Raw genomic sequence first — 13844 nt, 5'->3', positions numbered from 1 at the left:
CACCGCCTGGTGAGTGAGCCGATCTCTCATCCTAGCCCCATGGTGACTGCTGGGACCTCTGCGACGGGAGTGTCGGACCGGGGCGCTAGCGTGCCGCCGATGGCACAGGCGGAGTACGTCCAGGAGTCACTGGCCGGTCTCGACCCGGCGGTGGGCGGGGTGGACCCGGCCCTGCCGCTGTACGCGACCACCTTCGTGGTGGTCGACCTGGAGACCACCGGCGGCGCGCCGGACGGTGGCGGGATCACCGAGATCGGCGCGGTCAAGGTGCGCGGCGGCGAGGAGCTGGGGGCGCTGGCCACCCTGGTCAACCCGGGACAGCCGATCCCGCCGTTCATCACCGTGCTGACCGGGATCACGCAGGCCATGCTGTTGCCGGCCCCGCCGATCGAGGAGGTGCTGCCCAGCTTCCTGGAGTTCATCGCCGACGCCGTGCTGGTGGCCCACAACGCTCCGTACGACGTGGGTTTCCTCAAGGCCGCCTGCGCCCGGCACGGCTACCGCTGGCCCAACCCCCGGGTGCTGGACACGGCGGCGCTGGCCCGGCGGGTGCTGACCCGCGACGAGGTGCCCAACCGCAAGCTCGGCACCCTCGCGGCGTACTTCCGCACCGCCACCCAGCCCACCCACCGGGCGTTGGACGACGCCAAGGCCACCGTCGACGTGCTGCACGGTCTCATCGGTCGCCTCGGCGGGCACCGCGTGGACACCGTCGGCGACGCCATCGAGTTCGCCCGCGCGGTCACCCCGACGCAGCGCCGCAAGCGGCACCTGGCCGAGGGGCTGCCCCGGGTCCCGGGGGTCTACATCTTCCGGGCCGCCGACGACCGGCCGCTCTACGTCGGCACGTCGGGCGACATCGCCACCCGGGTGCGCAGCTACTTCACCGCCGGCGAGAAGCGCGCCCGGATCTCCGAGATGCTGGCCGCCGCCGAGCGGGTCGAGGCCGTGGAGTGCGCGCACTCGTTGGAGGCGGAGGTCCGCGAGCTGCGGCTGATCGCCGCGCACGCCCCTCCGTACAACAGGCGGTCGAAGTACCCGGAGCGGATGGTCTGGCTCAAGCTGACCGACGGGCCGTACCCCCGGTTGTCGATCGTGCGCGACATCTCCCCCACCGACACCGCCTACCTCGGGCCGTTCACCTCCCGGCGGGCCGCGGAGCTGGCCGCCGCCGCCTTCCACGACGCGGTCCCGCTGCGCCAGTGCACGCACCGGCTCTCGCTGCGCACCGTCACGCCGGCCTGCGCGCTGGCCGAGCTGGGTCGCTGCCCGGCGCCCTGCGAGCACCGGATCACCCCCGAGGAGTACGACGACAGAGCCGTCGAGCCGTTCCGGACGGCCACCACGAGCGACCCTCAGCCGGTGGTGGACGCGCTGCTGGCCCGGATCGACGTGCTCGCGGCCGACCAGCGCTACGAGGAGGCCGCCGTGGTGCGGTACCGGCTGGCCGCGGTGCTGCGCGCCACGGTGCGGATGCAGCGGTTGGCGGCGCTGACCGGGATCGCCGAGCTGGCGGCGGCCCGACCGGCCGCCCGGGGCGGCTGGGAGCTGGCCCTGGTACGCCACGGTCGGCTGGCCGGCGCCGGGGTGTCCCCGCCGGGCGTCCACCCGAGACCCACGCTGAACGCCATCCGGGCCACGGCCGAGACGGTGCCGGGTGGGCACGGTCCGGTGCCGTCGGCCACCGCCGAGGAGTCCGAGCGCATCCTGTCCTGGTTGGAGCGGCCGGAGACCCGGTTGGTCGAGATGTCGTCCGGTTGGTCCTCCCCGGCGGGCGGCGCGGGCCGCTTCCGTGACCTGCTGGCGAAGGCCGAGAGCGGCGCGTCGCACCAACTCTCGACCGAACGCTCATGACCAACTGACCGATCGGACTACGTCGACTCGCTTAGGCTGTTAAGGAAGTGCAGTCCTGCCCGTTTCGTGGGCCTGCTCCGCTCACCGGGTCCGGTGACCGCGGAGCCGGGGTGAGGAGGTGTCCCTCGTGGACGTCGACGCCGGACACGGCGCCGCCCTGGGGGGCGCACTGCCAACCCAGTCGGGCGAGCTGCCCCTGACCCGCCGACTACGGTCGTTGCTCAGCTGGCCGACCACCGACTCCGACCCGGTCACCCACCTGGTCCGCACCCATCGGGGCATCCACGCCGGCACCGACCCGGCGGTGCTGCGCCGGGCGTACACGATCGCGGAGAACATGCACCGCGGGCAGTTCCGCAAGAGCGGCGAGCCGTACATCACCCACCCCCTCGCGGTGGCGCAGATCTGCGCCGAGCTGGGCATGGACACCACCACCCTGGTCGCGGCGCTGCTGCACGACACGGTCGAGGACACCCGCTACACGCTCCAGGCGCTCTCGGAGGACTTCGGCCACGAGGTGGCCCACCTGGTCGACGGGGTGACCAAGTTCGACAAGGCGTTCTACGGCAAGGCCGCCGAGGCGGAGACGGTCCGCAAGATGATCGTCGCGGCGGCCAAGGACGTCCGGGTGCTGATCATCAAGCTGGCCGACCGGCTGCACAACATGCGTACGCTCGGGGTGCGCTCCGCGGCGTCGCGGGAGCGGATCGCCCGCAAGACGCAGGAGGTCCTGGTCCCGCTCTGCGACCGGTTGGGCATCCAGACCCTCAAGCGTGAACTGGACGACGTGGTGCTGCTGCACCTGGAGCCCGACGAGCACGCCCGGCTGGCCCGGCACGTGCACGACCGGCCCGGCTGGGAGGCCTACCTCGACGCCGTGGTCAACCGCGCCCGGGCCGCGCTCAAGCGCAGCCGGGTCGACGCCGAGGTGAGCCCCCGTCCCCGGCATCTCTACTCGATCTGGAAGGACACCGTCGCGGGCGGCCACACCGCGCCGTACGACCTGCCCCGCATCTCGGTGGTGGTCGACGGCCCGGCCACCGACTGTTACGCGGCGCTGGGCGCGATCCACGGGACGTGGCGGCCGGTACCGGGCCGTTTCAAGGACTTCATCGCCTCGCCGAAGAACAACCTCTACCGCTCGCTGCACACCAGCGTCTGCGGCCCGCAGGACCGTACGGTGGAGGTGCTGATCCGCACCCAGGAGATGCACCGCGCGGCCGAGTACGGCATCGCCGCCGACTTCCGCTTCCCGCGCTCGGGCAGCGGCAGCGCGGCGGCCCGGGCCGAGCAGCTGGACTGGCTGCGCCGCGTGCTCGACTGGGAGCCGGAGGCCGCCGACCCGGCGCAGTTCTACGAGTCGCTGCGCTGCGACCTCGCCGAGGGCCAGATCCAGGTCTTCGCCGACGGCCGTCAGGTGGTGCTGCCGGCCGGCGCCACACCCGTCGACCTGGCGTACGAGCTGGGCAATCATCGCGGTGACCACTGCCTCGCGGCCCGCATCAACGGCCGGCTCGCGCCGCTGAGCTCGGAACTGGACGAGGGCGACGTGGTGGAGATCTTCACCGAGAACGACGCCGACAACGGCTTCGAGGCCGCCGCCGCCCCGCGCGGCCCGCGCAAGGAGTGGCTGGACTTCGTCAAGTCGCCGCACGCGCAGATGCAGATCAACAGGTGGTTCGCCGAGCACACCGAGCCGGGCATCACGATCAGCGACAAGGTACGCCTCGGTCGGGCCACCATCGGTCTCGCCCTGCGCCAGCACAACCGGGGCCTCGCCAGCGACCTGCCGCTGTTGCGGCTCTCCGAGGAGTTGGGCTACCCCGACCTGGAGACGCTGCTCGTCGCGGTCTTCGACCGGGTGATCGAACCGGACGCCGTGGTACGCCAGCTCATCGAACTGGTCGACCATCGACAGTGACTCCGGGTGCCCCAGCGCGTCCGAGGGACATTCGTGACCACTAGCCTCAAGGCATGATCCCCCGTTCCCGTGCCACCGGTCGGGCCGTCTTCTACCAGGCCTTCTACCGGCTGCCGCTGCCGGTGCGCCGGCGTCTGGTCCGGCTCGCCGTACCGAAGTACATCGTCGGCGCGGTCACGTTGGTCCGCGACACCGAGGCGACGGGCGCGGGTCGGTTGCTGATGCTGCGCCAGCCTCCCGGCAAGGGCTGGTCGCTCCCCGCCGGCCTGCTGAACCGGGGTGAGCCCCCGGTCGTGGGCGCGGCCCGCGAACTGTTCGAGGAGTCCGGCGTACGGCTGCCGCCGTCCCGGCTGCGCCCCGCCGTGCCGAACGCGATCGTGCACGCCAAGGGCTGGGTGGACATGGTCTTCGAGGCGGAGGTGCCGGCGTCCAGCACCGAACTGGTGGTGGACGGTGGGGAGGTCTTCGAGGCCGCCTGGCATCGGTTGGACGACCTGCCCAAGCTCACCTGGCCGACCGCGCGGCTGCTCGCCTACTACGACATCGGGCCGCTGGCCGGGCAGTTCCCGCCGCCGGTGCCCGACACCGCGCCATGACCGGGGCGAGCTGGCCGGGGGACGTCTGCGCGGTCGTGCTCGCCGCGGGCGAGGGCACCCGGCTGCGCCCGCTCACCGAACGGGTGCCCAAGGCGCTCTGCCCGGTCGGTAACGTGCCGCTCCTGGACCGGGCCCTGGATCGGTTGGCCGGTCTGGGCCTGACCGGCCCCGCACGGGTCGCGGTGAACGCCTGTTACCTCGCCGACCAGGTGGTCGCGCACGTCGGCGACCGCGCCCACCTGTCGGTGGAGCCCGGCGACCCGCTCGGCACGGCGGGCGGGGTGGCGAACCTGCGGGACTGGATCGACGGCCGAGGAGTCCTGGTCGGCAACGCCGACGCGTACCTGGCCGATCCGGCCACCGCGCCGGGCCCCGACGTGGCCGCGCTGCTCGACGGTTGGGACCGGCACTCCGTACGCCTGCTCGGGCAGCCCGCCGCCGACCCGCACGCGCCGGGCACCTTCGCCGGGCACTGCTTCACCGGCTTCTCGCTGCTGCCGTGGCGACTGGTCCGCGACCTGCCGGTGGTCATGTCCGACCTGGTACGCGCGGTGTGGCGGCCGGCGGAGGCGGCCGGGGCGCTCGACGTGGTGCCCTACGCGGGCACCTTCTACGACACCGGGACGCCGGCCGACTACCTGGCGGCCAACCTGCACGCGGCGGCCGGCGGCGTGCTCGTCGACGAGTCCGCCACGGTGCCCGGGAACTGCGTCGAATCGGTGGTCGGCGCCCACGCCCGGGTGGACGGCGACGTGCGGCGCAGCGTGATCTGGCCGGGCGCGACCGTACGAGAGGACGAGCGTCTGCGGAACGTGATCCGCTTCGGCGACGGCGGGACGGTGCAGGTCTAGCATGGGCGACGACGCCGACGAACGGAGAAATGCCCCGTGATCACCGCGATCGTGCTGATCGACTGCGCCACCGACGCGATCCCCGAGGTGGCCGATGCCCTGGCCAACGTCCCCGGCGTCAGCGAGGTCTACTCGGTGGCGGGGCACGTCGACCTCATCGCCATCGTCCGGGTCCGCGAGTTCGACCAGATCGCGCAGGTCATCGCGGGCAGCATCTCCAAGGTGCCGGGCGTGCTGAACACGGAGTCGCACATCGCGTTCCGGGCGTACTCGAAGCTCGACCTCGAGGAGACGTTCGCGATCGGCCTCGCCGACGCCGACTGACGCGCGGGCCGCGTGCGCGGCCAGGGCGGAACGCGCCGCGGCCGGCCCACCCCGCACGGGTGGACCGGCCGTCGCGCTACCGCGAGATCAGCTCTCGCTGGGAGCGGGCCGCTCGGTGGTGCCGAGGCCCGGTTCCGGCGACTCGGTGATCCCACCACTCGGAGCCGGCGACTCGGTGACGCCACCCGGAGCCGGCGACGAGGTGCCCGGGCTGGGCGTGCCGCTGGCGCTGGTCTGCGGGACCGGGATGCCCAACTGGTTGGCCAGTTGGACCAGCTCGTCGTAGTGCGCCTGCAGCGTCGGCAGGGCGGTCTGGGCCAACTGGACCACCGACTGCTCGGAGCCCTGCGAGATCTCCGTCTGGGTGGCCTGGATGGCCTGGACGTGACCGGCCAGCTCACTGGTCACCCAGAGCCGGTCGAACTCCGCGCCACTGACGTTGTTCAGCTTGTCGATGACCGCCTGCTGATCGGTCGTGGGCTCGTTCGGCAGCTGGACATTGAGCTGCGACGCGGTCTGCTGCACCGTCTGGTCCAGCTGGGTGTGGTCGGTCTTGAACATCGCGCCCAGGTCCTTGACCCCCTGGTTCTGGCCCTTCTGCTGAGCCAGGTCACCGGCGGTGATCTCGAAAAGGTTCACCTGGTGCACCGCCTGCAGGTACTGGGTGTCCTGCGTCGACGGCTGTGCCGCTGCCTGGGCGGCTGCTGCCGGCGCGACACCCACCAGCACCAGCGCGGCCAACAGGCCGAGGCGTTTGAGACCCAACATGCTTCCCCCCCTAGAGACGTTGGACCGCACGGATACCCGGCTCACGGGGGTTATTCCTGCGATCGCCCGGCGCGCGGGGTCGACCGGTCCCGCCGTGCCCGTCCGACTCCTGCTCGGTTGGGCGACCGGACACCGGAAACGGCGTGACGCCCGCCGGAAGTCCGGCGGGCGTCACGTGACGGTGCTGTCGGGAGGTCAGCGGCGGCTCTCGCCGCTGCCGATCTCCGCACGATCTCCCCGGGGCTCGACCGGCGGGTGACCCGGCGAGACCGGCGCCTCGACCGGCTTCTCGATCGGGTAGAAGAAGCCCCGGACCGCCGGGCCGAGGGCCCCGAGCCGGTTCATCTTCTTCGGTACCACCCAGCCGACGTACTCCAGCTCACCGTGACCGTCCGCGTGCCCGTTCGACGCGCTGAGCGGTTGGTGGACCTCGATGAACCGACCGTCCGGCAGACGCCGGATGATGCCGGTCTCGACGCCGTGCGCGAGCACCTCCCGGTCGTGCTGCTGCAGACCCAGGCAGAGCCGGTAGGTGACGTAGTACGCCAGCGGCGGAACCACGAGCAGACCGACCCGGCCCGCCCAGGTCATCGCGTTCAGGCTGATCTGGAACTTGTCGGCGATCACGTCGTTGGCGCCCGAGAGCGTCAGCACGATGTAGAAGGCGACGGCCATGGCGCCCACGGCCGTACGGGCCGGAACGTCGCGGGGCCGCTGGAGCAGGTTGTGGCTCTTGCGGTCCTTGAGGTGCCGGGCCTCCAGGAACGGGTACATCGTCGACAGGCCGACCAGGATGCCGGGCAGCACGACAGTGGGCCAGAACAGCGGCGGGATGACGTACCCGTCGCCGATCGGGATGTTGATCTCCCACGCCGGCATGAGTCGCGTGGAGCCGTCGAGGAACATGACGTACCAGTCGGGCTGGCTGGCGGCCGAGACCACCCACGCCTCGTACGGCCCGAACAGCCAGATCGGGTTGATCTGGAACAGACCGCCCAGCAGCGCGATGACGCCGAAGACGACCATGAAGAAGCCGCCCTGCTTCAGCGCGTAGCGGGGGAACATCCGCTCGCCGACCACGTTGTTGTTGGTCCGGCCGGGGCCGGGCCACTGGGTGTGCTTCTGCTTGAAGACCAGACCCAGGTGGGCGCTGATCAGCGCGAGCAGCAGGCCCGGGATCAGCAGGACGTGGGCGATGAAGAACCGGCTGATGATGATCGTGCCGGGGAACTCGCCACCGAAGACCGACGACGTCACCCACGAGCCCACCACCGGGATGGACAGCATGATCGCGGAGGCGATCCGCAGACCGGTGCCGGACAGGCCGTCGTCCGGCAGCGAGTAGCCGGTGAAGCCGGCCAGGAAGCCGACCCAGAACAGCAGCGAGCCGATGATCCAGTTGGTCTCGCGCGGCTTGCGGAAGGCGCCGGTGAAGAACACCCGCAGCATGTGCACGACGATCGCGGCCATGAACAGCAGCGCCGCCCAGTGGTGCATCTGCCGCATCACCAGGCCGCCCCGGACGTCGAACGACAGGTCCAGGCTGGAGGCGTACGCGGCGGACATCGGGGTGCCCTGCAACGGCGCGTAGCTGCCGTCGTAGACCACCTCGGTCATCGCCGGCTCGTAGAAGAAGGTCAGGAACACACCGGTCAGCAGCAGCACGATGAACGAGAACAGCGCGATCTCGCCCAGCAGGAACGACCAGTGGTCCGGGAAGACCTTGTTCAGCAGCTTGCGCAGCGGCGTGGCCACCGCGAAGCGGTCGTCCACCCCCGCCGCGGCCTTGCCCGGCGTGGCCGCCAGGTCGAACTTTCGACGCTTCATGGCCGCTCCCAGAAGTCAGGCCCGACGGTCTCGGTGTAGTCGGACTTCGCCACGAAGAAACCCTCGGAGTCCAACTCGATCGGCAGCTGCGGCAGCGACCGGCTGGCCGGGCCGAATACGGGCCGGGCGTTGTCGGTGATCAGGAACTGGGACTGGTGGCACGGGCAGAGCAGCCGGTTGGTCTGCTGCTCGTAGAGGCTCGCGGGGCAGCCGGCGTGCGTGCAGATCTTGGAGAACGCCGCGTAGTTGCCCCACATGTAGTCCTTGTGGTGCTTCACGCCGGGCCGCGAGTTGGCCTCGCGGGACTTCTGGGCGTCCGCGTCGCGCAGGTGGATCAGCAACGTCGGCGAGTCGGCGTGCCGGTTGCTCACGCCGTGCTCGATGCCCGGGAAGACGGTCAGCTGACCACCGGCGCTGATGTCCGCCGGGCGCACCGGGCGGCCGTCCTCGCGGACCAGACGGATCTTCTGCCCGTTCTCCGTCGGGGCGAACCCGGTGGTGAACATCTGGTTGTTCTTGTGCGGCTGAGAGATCAGGCCACCGACCAGCGGCGCCGCCGCGACCGCGGCGACCGGCGCGAGACCGGCCAGCAGCGAGATGCCGAGCAGCGGACGACGCTTGATGCCCATCTCGTCGGCCAGGTAGAGCATGGTCTGGCCGGTGATGGTGCGACCCTCGGAGTCGACCTGGCCCTCGTGCCGGTCCTGGATCGAGACCTCCTTGGGCAGCAACTTCTTGCCCCAGGTCAGGATGCCGAAGCCGACGGCGAGAAGGGCCACGCCGAGGGTGGCGCCCAGCAGCGGCGTGTAGAACTTGTCGCCACCACGACCCGGCTCGTACTGCCACGGCCACCAGATGTAGATGGCCAGGAAGGCGGTCGCCGCCAGACCGGTGATCAGGAAGAACCCGGCCACCACGCGGGTCAGCCGACGCTCCGCCTTGGTGCCCGGCAGCACCTGCGGCTCGTAGTGGACGATCTCGATGTCGTCCCGACGCGCGCCCTCGCGGACGATGTCGAACCGGCTCAGCCTGGGGTCGTTCACGTCGAGCGGCTCCGGGCCCTGCGAGGCCTGGTGCTCGGTGTGCGTGCTCATGCCGTCACCTCGCTACGGGTGGCGCCGAGCGGCACCACGGCGGTGGAACTGAAGATCCGCTCGGTCACGACTTACCCGCAATCCACAGGCTAGCGAACACGAGCGCCACGATGCCAACCAGGAAGATCGCCAGGCCCTCGGTGGACGGCCCGTACCGACCGAGGTTGAACCCGCCCGGGTCCTGGTCGTTCTTCAGCGTCCCCTGGATGTAGGCGATGATGTCGGCCTTCTGCTCCGGAGTGATCTGGTTGTCGCCGAACACCGGCATGTTCTGCGGGCCGCTCAGCATCGCCGCGTAGATCTGCCGGTCCGTCGCGGGGTGCAGGCTCGGGGCGAACTTGCCCGAGGAGAGCGCACCGCCGCCACCGCCGAAGGCGTGGCACTGCGAGCAGTTGATCCGGAACAGCTCGCCGCCGGCCGCGACGTTGCCGTTCTCGTGCAGGTCCTCTTCGGTGCCCGGAACCACCGGGCCGCCGCCGAGTTCCTGGATGTACTGGGCGAGCTGCCGGGTCTGCTCGTCGGTGAAGACCGGGGGCTTGCGGTGCGCCTGGGCCTCCTGGCGGGCCAGCGGCATCCGGCCCGAGCTGACCTGGAACTCGACCGAGGCCGCGCCGACGCCGATCAGGCTCGGCCCGCGGCCCTCGACGCCCTGGGCGTTGCGCCCGTGGCAGGTCACACAGCTAACGTCGAACAGCGCCTTGCCCTCGGCTGCGGCGCCGGTGAGCGGCGGATTGTCCTGCGCCTGCGCACCGGGCGCGAAGACGGTGTAGGCGCCGCCGGCGATCATCAGCGCCGCGATCAGCCGGACCGCGGCGCCCAGCCGGCGGCGGCCCCTGCTGCGCGCGGCGGGCCGCCCGCGCAACCGCGCGAGCAGGCCGCGTCGGCGGTCGTTGTCAGAAGTCATGAGCTGTGTCCTTAACCGGTTGGACCTTGTCTCAGGGGACGGAGCAGCGGCGCGGTTCGTGACGCGCCAAGATCACTGAAGCCAGTAGATCATGGCGTACAGGCCGATCCACACGACGTCGACGAAGTGCCAGTAGTACGACACGACGATCGCCGAGGTCGCCTGCGCCGGGGTGAACCGGCCCATGGTCGTGCGGACCATGAAGATGATGAAGGCGATGAGACCGCCGGTCACGTGCAGGCCGTGGAAACCGGTCGTCAGGTAGAACATCGAGCCGTAGCCGTCGGCGTTGATCCTGACGCCGTCCTCCACCAGGTGGCGGTACTCGTTCACCTGGCCGAGCACGAAGATCAGGCCCATCACGAAGGTGACGGTGAACCAGCGGCGCAGCGCGTGCACGTCACCCTTCTCCGCCGCGAAGACGCCGAGCTGGCAGGTCACCGAGGACAGCACCAGGATCACCGTGAAGGTGGTCGCGTACGGGATGTTCAGCGACTCGGTGTGCTTCTCCCACTGCTCCGGCGCAGCCGCGCGGATCGAGAAGTACATCGCGAAGAGCGCCGCGAAGAACATGAGTTCGCTGGAGAGCCACACGATCGTCCCCACGCTGACCATGTTGGGTCGCGTCAGAGAGTGGATCCGGCTCTTGTCAATGGCTGGGGCCGCAGTCACGCCGTCATTATTGCCCCTGACCGGGGCCGGCGATCAGCGGGGTGGCAAACCTGCGCCTTCCGTGGCCCGGGCGTCAGGGTCCGGTTCGCCTGGCCTAGCCTGAAAAGCGTGCTGCACGTCGATCCCATCCTCGCCGCCACCTCGGCCGTCCCGGCCGATGTGCTCGCGGCCACCTCGGCGGGCCCGTCGACGCTGGCCGCCGGGGCCGAGGCGACCCCGCCACCGTTCACCATCGGCGCGGTGCTGACCGAGACCCGGTTGGACAGCTGGCTGGCCCTCGGCCTGGTGCTCGCCGCCGGCCTCTACCTGTACGGGGTGCACCGGCTGCGCATCCGGGGCGACCGCTGGCCGGTCGCCCGTACCGTCTTCTTCCTCGGCCCCGGCCTCGGCGGCATCGCGCTCGTCACGGTCAGTGGGCTGCACGCCTACGACACCGCGCTGCTGTCGGTGCACATGGTCCAGCACATGGTGCTCTCCATGGTGTCGCCGATCTTCCTGGCGCTGGGCGCGCCGATGACGCTGGCCCTGCGGACCCTGCCGGTCGGGCCACGCAAACGCCTCCTGGCGATCGTGCACAGCCGGATCGCCCGGGTCTACAGCTTCCCGCTGGTGGCGTTCGCCATCTTCGTGGTCAACCCGTTCGCGCTGTACTTCAGCGACCTGTACCGCTTCACGCTGGAGCACACCTGGGCGCACGAGCTGGTGCACGCGCACTTCATCATGACCGGCTGCGTGTTCTTCTGGCCGCTGCTCGGCCTCGACCCGCTGCCGGGCCGCTGGCCGTATCCGGCGCGGGCGCTGCTGATGCTGCTCTCCGTGCCGTTCCACACCGTGCTCGGGCTCACCATCATGCAGAGCACCACGCTCTTCGGCGGCGACTGGTACCCGTCGCTCAATCTGAGCTGGTCCGACCCGAAGGCCGACCAGGTGGTCGCCGGCGGCATCCTCTGGGCCGGCGGCGAGTTCGTCAGCGTCACCATGCTCGCGGTGCTGGTGGTGCAGTGGGTCAAGCAGTCCGAGCGGGAGGCCCGCCGCGTCGACCGCGAGCTGGACCGCCAGGAGGCGCGCGACCGCGCGGCCGAAGCCACAACGGCCTGAGCTGCGCAGACGGCACGCCCGGCGCGTGGGAAGCGGGCGGCGTGTCAGGTACGTCACGTCGGCCGGTACGATCGGCGGGCAGCTACGAGGTTGGAAGCGGAGTGTCGGCATGAGTGAGCGTCTGTGCACCGTCCTGCTCTACAGCGACGACCCGCAGGTCCGTGACCGGATGCGGCTCGCCGTGGGCACCCGGCCCGCGCCCGGCCTGCGGATCGAGTTCGTCGACGCGTCGACCTACGCCGAGACCATCCGGCTGGTCGACGACTACGAGATCGACCTGCTGCTGCTCGACGGCGAGGCAAGCCCCGGCGGCGGCATCGGCATCGCCCGCCAGATCAAGGACGACCGGGACGACGCGCCTCCCACCTGCCTCGTGATCGCCCGCGCCGCGGACCGATGGCTCGCCGCGTACGCCGAGGTCGACGCGACGCTGGTGCACCCGCTCGACCCGGTGACCACCGGCAGCACGGTGGCCGAGTTGCTGCGGACGCACGCACCCGCCTGACGTCCCAGCGCCACCCGGCACCGCCACGGCGCCGGCCGAGCCTGCGCCGGTTCCAGCCCACCCGCACTTCGTACGCTCGGGAGGCCCGCCATGGGCGATCGGACCTGGCCGCACCTGCTCAACTCGCTGCTGCGCGGCGAGGAGCTGTCCACCGCCGACACCGCCTGGGCCATGGACGAGATCATGACCGGTTCGGCGAGCGCGGTGCAGATCGCCGGGTTCGCGGTGGCGCTCCGGGCCAAGGGCGAGACCCCGGCCGAGCTGGCGGGTCTCGTGCAGGCGATGCTGGGCCGCTCGGTCCCGGTCGTCCTCCCGGAGGAGCTGCGACGCACCGCGCTCGACGTCGTCGGCACCGGTGGTGACCTCGCCCACACGGTCAACATCTCCACGATGACGGCGCTGGTGGTCGCCGGCGCGGGCGTACGCGTCGTCAAGCACGGCAACCGGGCCGCCTCGTCCCTGTGCGGCACCGCCGACCTGCTGGAGTTCCTCGGCATCCCGCTGGATCTCGGCCCCGAGCAGGTCGCCCGTTGCGTCGAGGAGGCCGGCATCGGGTTCTGCTTCGCGGCCCGCTTCCACCCCGGGATGCGTCACGCCGGACCCGTCCGCCGGGAGCTGGGCGTACCCACCTTCTTCAACTTCCTCGGCCCGCTCACCAACCCGGCGCGCCCCCGGGCCGGCGCGGTCGGCTGCTTCGACTCCCGGATGGCGCCGGTCATGGCAAGCGTGTTCGCCGCGCGCGGCGACTCGGCCATCGTGATGCGCGGCGAGGACGGGCTCGACGAGTTCACCACCGCCGCGCCGACCCGCGTCTGGGCGGCGCAGAACGGCGCCGTACGTGAGGCCGTGCTGGACGCGACCGACCTGGGGATACCCCGGGCCACCCTCGCCGACCTGCGGGGCGGTGACGCCGCGTACAACGCCGGTGTGGCCCGTCGCCTGCTGGCCGGTGAGACCGGCCCGGTGCGCGACGCGGTGCTGGTCAACGCGGCGGCGGCGCTCGCGACGCAGGGGCCCCTCGACGGCGACCTGACCGAGGCGCTGCGCGCGGGCCTGGACCGCGCCGCCGAGTCGATCGACTCGGGCGCGGCGGCGGGCGTCCTGGAGCGCTGGATCGAGACCGCGACCACCACGGCCGAGGCCGCGACCACCGCCTGACCTGCTCCCCGGATTGCCGGGAAGGGTGCTGCGGGTCAGGCGGCGTGGCGGCGGGTGGGCTGGCGGCGTCGGCGCTCGGCCAGCCGGGTGACGGGCGCGACGAACGTGGTGATCACCACGGCCGCGCCGCAACCGGTGCAGACCAGCTCGGGACAGCCGCTGCCGTGGCCGTCGACGCAGGGCGGCGCCTCGAACGGCGTCACGCCCTCGCAGACGTCGCAGTAGAGATCGCGGTGCGACATCGGGCGTCTCCTCTCACTACCGGCGACCCG

At 71.4% G+C, this 13844-nt stretch carries 14 protein-coding genes; 8 read left to right on the top strand and 6 right to left on the bottom strand.

Annotated features, from left to right (window positions below; genetic code table 11):
* The first annotated feature begins 99 nt into the window (after positions 1 to 99).
* The 5 genes from ACIA3K_RS04190 to ACIA3K_RS04170 all read left to right on the top strand — a co-directional run bounded on the left by ACIA3K_RS04190 (position 100) and on the right by ACIA3K_RS04170 (position 5546).
* Positions 100 to 1854 carry a DEDD exonuclease domain-containing protein gene (locus ACIA3K_RS04190; RefSeq protein WP_396799129.1) on the top strand — a complete coding sequence of 585 codons (1755 nt, stop codon included), beginning with the start codon at positions 100 to 102 and terminating at the stop codon, positions 1852 to 1854.
* A gap of 127 nt (positions 1855 to 1981) precedes the next feature.
* Positions 1982 to 3775 (top strand): RelA/SpoT family protein, encoded by a 1794-nt coding sequence (locus ACIA3K_RS04185; RefSeq protein ID WP_396799361.1) that lies wholly within the window; start codon positions 1982 to 1984, stop codon positions 3773 to 3775.
* 53 nt (positions 3776 to 3828) lie between these two features.
* Positions 3829 to 4371 carry an NUDIX hydrolase gene (locus ACIA3K_RS04180; RefSeq protein WP_396799128.1) on the top strand — a complete coding sequence of 181 codons (543 nt, stop codon included), beginning with the start codon at positions 3829 to 3831 and terminating at the stop codon, positions 4369 to 4371.
* The gene (locus tag ACIA3K_RS04175; protein WP_396799127.1) at positions 4368 to 5222 is read left to right on the top strand and encodes a sugar phosphate nucleotidyltransferase; all 855 of its coding nucleotides are present in this window, start codon (positions 4368 to 4370) and stop codon (positions 5220 to 5222) included. Before ACIA3K_RS04180 ends, ACIA3K_RS04175 begins: the two co-directional genes overlap by 4 nt.
* Positions 5223 to 5258: 36 nt before the next feature.
* Complete coding sequence (locus tag ACIA3K_RS04170; protein WP_355049387.1) at positions 5259 to 5546, top strand: Lrp/AsnC ligand binding domain-containing protein; 288 nt, start codon at positions 5259 to 5261, stop codon at positions 5544 to 5546.
* A gap of 87 nt (positions 5547 to 5633) precedes the next feature.
* Here the strand turns inward: ACIA3K_RS04170 and ACIA3K_RS04165 are convergent, their stop codons facing one another.
* From ACIA3K_RS04165 to ACIA3K_RS04145, 5 genes are all read right to left on the bottom strand, one after another.
* Entirely contained in the window at positions 5634 to 6314 is a 681-nt protein-coding gene (locus ACIA3K_RS04165; RefSeq protein WP_355049386.1) for a DUF4142 domain-containing protein, read from the bottom strand.
* Between the two features lie 195 nt (positions 6315 to 6509).
* Complete coding sequence (locus ACIA3K_RS04160) at positions 6510 to 8141, bottom strand: cytochrome b N-terminal domain-containing protein (protein ID WP_396799126.1); 1632 nt, start codon at positions 8139 to 8141, stop codon at positions 6510 to 6512.
* A complete protein-coding gene (locus tag ACIA3K_RS04155) occupies positions 8138 to 9235 on the bottom strand; it encodes a ubiquinol-cytochrome c reductase iron-sulfur subunit (protein WP_396799125.1) in 1098 nt (365 codons plus the stop codon). Before ACIA3K_RS04155 ends, ACIA3K_RS04160 begins: the two co-directional genes overlap by 4 nt.
* Positions 9236 to 9299: 64 nt before the next feature.
* On the bottom strand, positions 9300 to 10139 hold the full coding sequence (locus tag ACIA3K_RS04150; protein ID WP_396799124.1) for a cytochrome c: 840 nt from the start codon (positions 10137 to 10139) through the stop codon (positions 9300 to 9302).
* A 72-nt stretch (positions 10140 to 10211) separates the two neighbouring features.
* Positions 10212 to 10811 (bottom strand): heme-copper oxidase subunit III, encoded by a 600-nt coding sequence (locus ACIA3K_RS04145; protein WP_357126727.1) that lies wholly within the window; start codon positions 10809 to 10811, stop codon positions 10212 to 10214.
* Positions 10812 to 10919: 108 nt separating this feature from the next.
* On the opposite strand from ACIA3K_RS04145, the gene ACIA3K_RS04140 reads away from it, so the two are divergent.
* The 3 genes from ACIA3K_RS04140 to trpD all read left to right on the top strand — a co-directional run bounded on the left by ACIA3K_RS04140 (position 10920) and on the right by trpD (position 13572).
* Entirely contained in the window at positions 10920 to 11909 is a 990-nt protein-coding gene (locus tag ACIA3K_RS04140; protein ID WP_396799123.1) for a cytochrome c oxidase assembly protein, read from the top strand.
* Between the two features lie 109 nt (positions 11910 to 12018).
* Positions 12019 to 12414 carry a hypothetical protein gene (locus ACIA3K_RS04135; RefSeq protein WP_355049380.1) on the top strand — a complete coding sequence of 132 codons (396 nt, stop codon included), beginning with the start codon at positions 12019 to 12021 and terminating at the stop codon, positions 12412 to 12414.
* A 90-nt stretch (positions 12415 to 12504) separates the two neighbouring features.
* On the top strand, positions 12505 to 13572 hold the full coding sequence (trpD, locus tag ACIA3K_RS04130) for an anthranilate phosphoribosyltransferase (RefSeq protein ID WP_396799122.1): 1068 nt from the start codon (positions 12505 to 12507) through the stop codon (positions 13570 to 13572).
* Between the two features lie 35 nt (positions 13573 to 13607).
* Here the strand turns inward: trpD and ACIA3K_RS04125 are convergent, their stop codons facing one another.
* Positions 13608 to 13814, bottom strand: coding sequence for a hypothetical protein (locus ACIA3K_RS04125; protein ID WP_396799121.1), 207 nt, complete (start codon positions 13812 to 13814; stop codon positions 13608 to 13610).
* Between the last annotated feature and the right edge of the window lie 30 nt (positions 13815 to 13844).

It is taken from the genome of Micromonospora sp. NPDC051543, from assembly GCF_044454415.1.
Classification (GTDB): domain Bacteria; phylum Actinomycetota; class Actinomycetes; order Mycobacteriales; family Micromonosporaceae; genus Micromonospora.
This window is presented reverse-complemented; position numbering and strand designations above follow the sequence as displayed.

What these genes read in the sequence shown, in the direction of transcription:
- ACIA3K_RS04190 (WP_396799129.1), top strand. Translation starts at nt 100, where the DNA reads ATGGCACAGGCGGAGTACGTCCAGGAGTCACTGGCCGGTCTCGACCCG.
- ACIA3K_RS04180 (WP_396799128.1), top strand. Translation starts at nt 3,829, where the DNA reads ATGATCCCCCGTTCCCGTGCCACCGGTCGGGCCGTCTTCTACCAGGCC.
- ACIA3K_RS04175 (WP_396799127.1), top strand. Translation starts at nt 4,368, where the DNA reads ATGACCGGGGCGAGCTGGCCGGGGGACGTCTGCGCGGTCGTGCTCGCC.
- ACIA3K_RS04165 (WP_355049386.1), bottom strand. Translation starts at nt 6,314, where the DNA reads ATGTTGGGTCTCAAACGCCTCGGCCTGTTGGCCGCGCTGGTGCTGGTG.
- ACIA3K_RS04160 (WP_396799126.1), bottom strand. Translation starts at nt 8,141, where the DNA reads ATGAAGCGTCGAAAGTTCGACCTGGCGGCCACGCCGGGCAAGGCCGCG.
- ACIA3K_RS04155 (WP_396799125.1), bottom strand. Translation starts at nt 9,235, where the DNA reads ATGAGCACGCACACCGAGCACCAGGCCTCGCAGGGCCCGGAGCCGCTC.
- ACIA3K_RS04150 (WP_396799124.1), bottom strand. Translation starts at nt 10,139, where the DNA reads ATGACTTCTGACAACGACCGCCGACGCGGCCTGCTCGCGCGGTTGCGC.
- ACIA3K_RS04135 (WP_355049380.1), top strand. Translation starts at nt 12,019, where the DNA reads ATGAGTGAGCGTCTGTGCACCGTCCTGCTCTACAGCGACGACCCGCAG.
- trpD (WP_396799122.1), top strand. Translation starts at nt 12,505, where the DNA reads ATGGGCGATCGGACCTGGCCGCACCTGCTCAACTCGCTGCTGCGCGGC.
- ACIA3K_RS04125 (WP_396799121.1), bottom strand. Translation starts at nt 13,814, where the DNA reads ATGTCGCACCGCGATCTCTACTGCGACGTCTGCGAGGGCGTGACGCCG.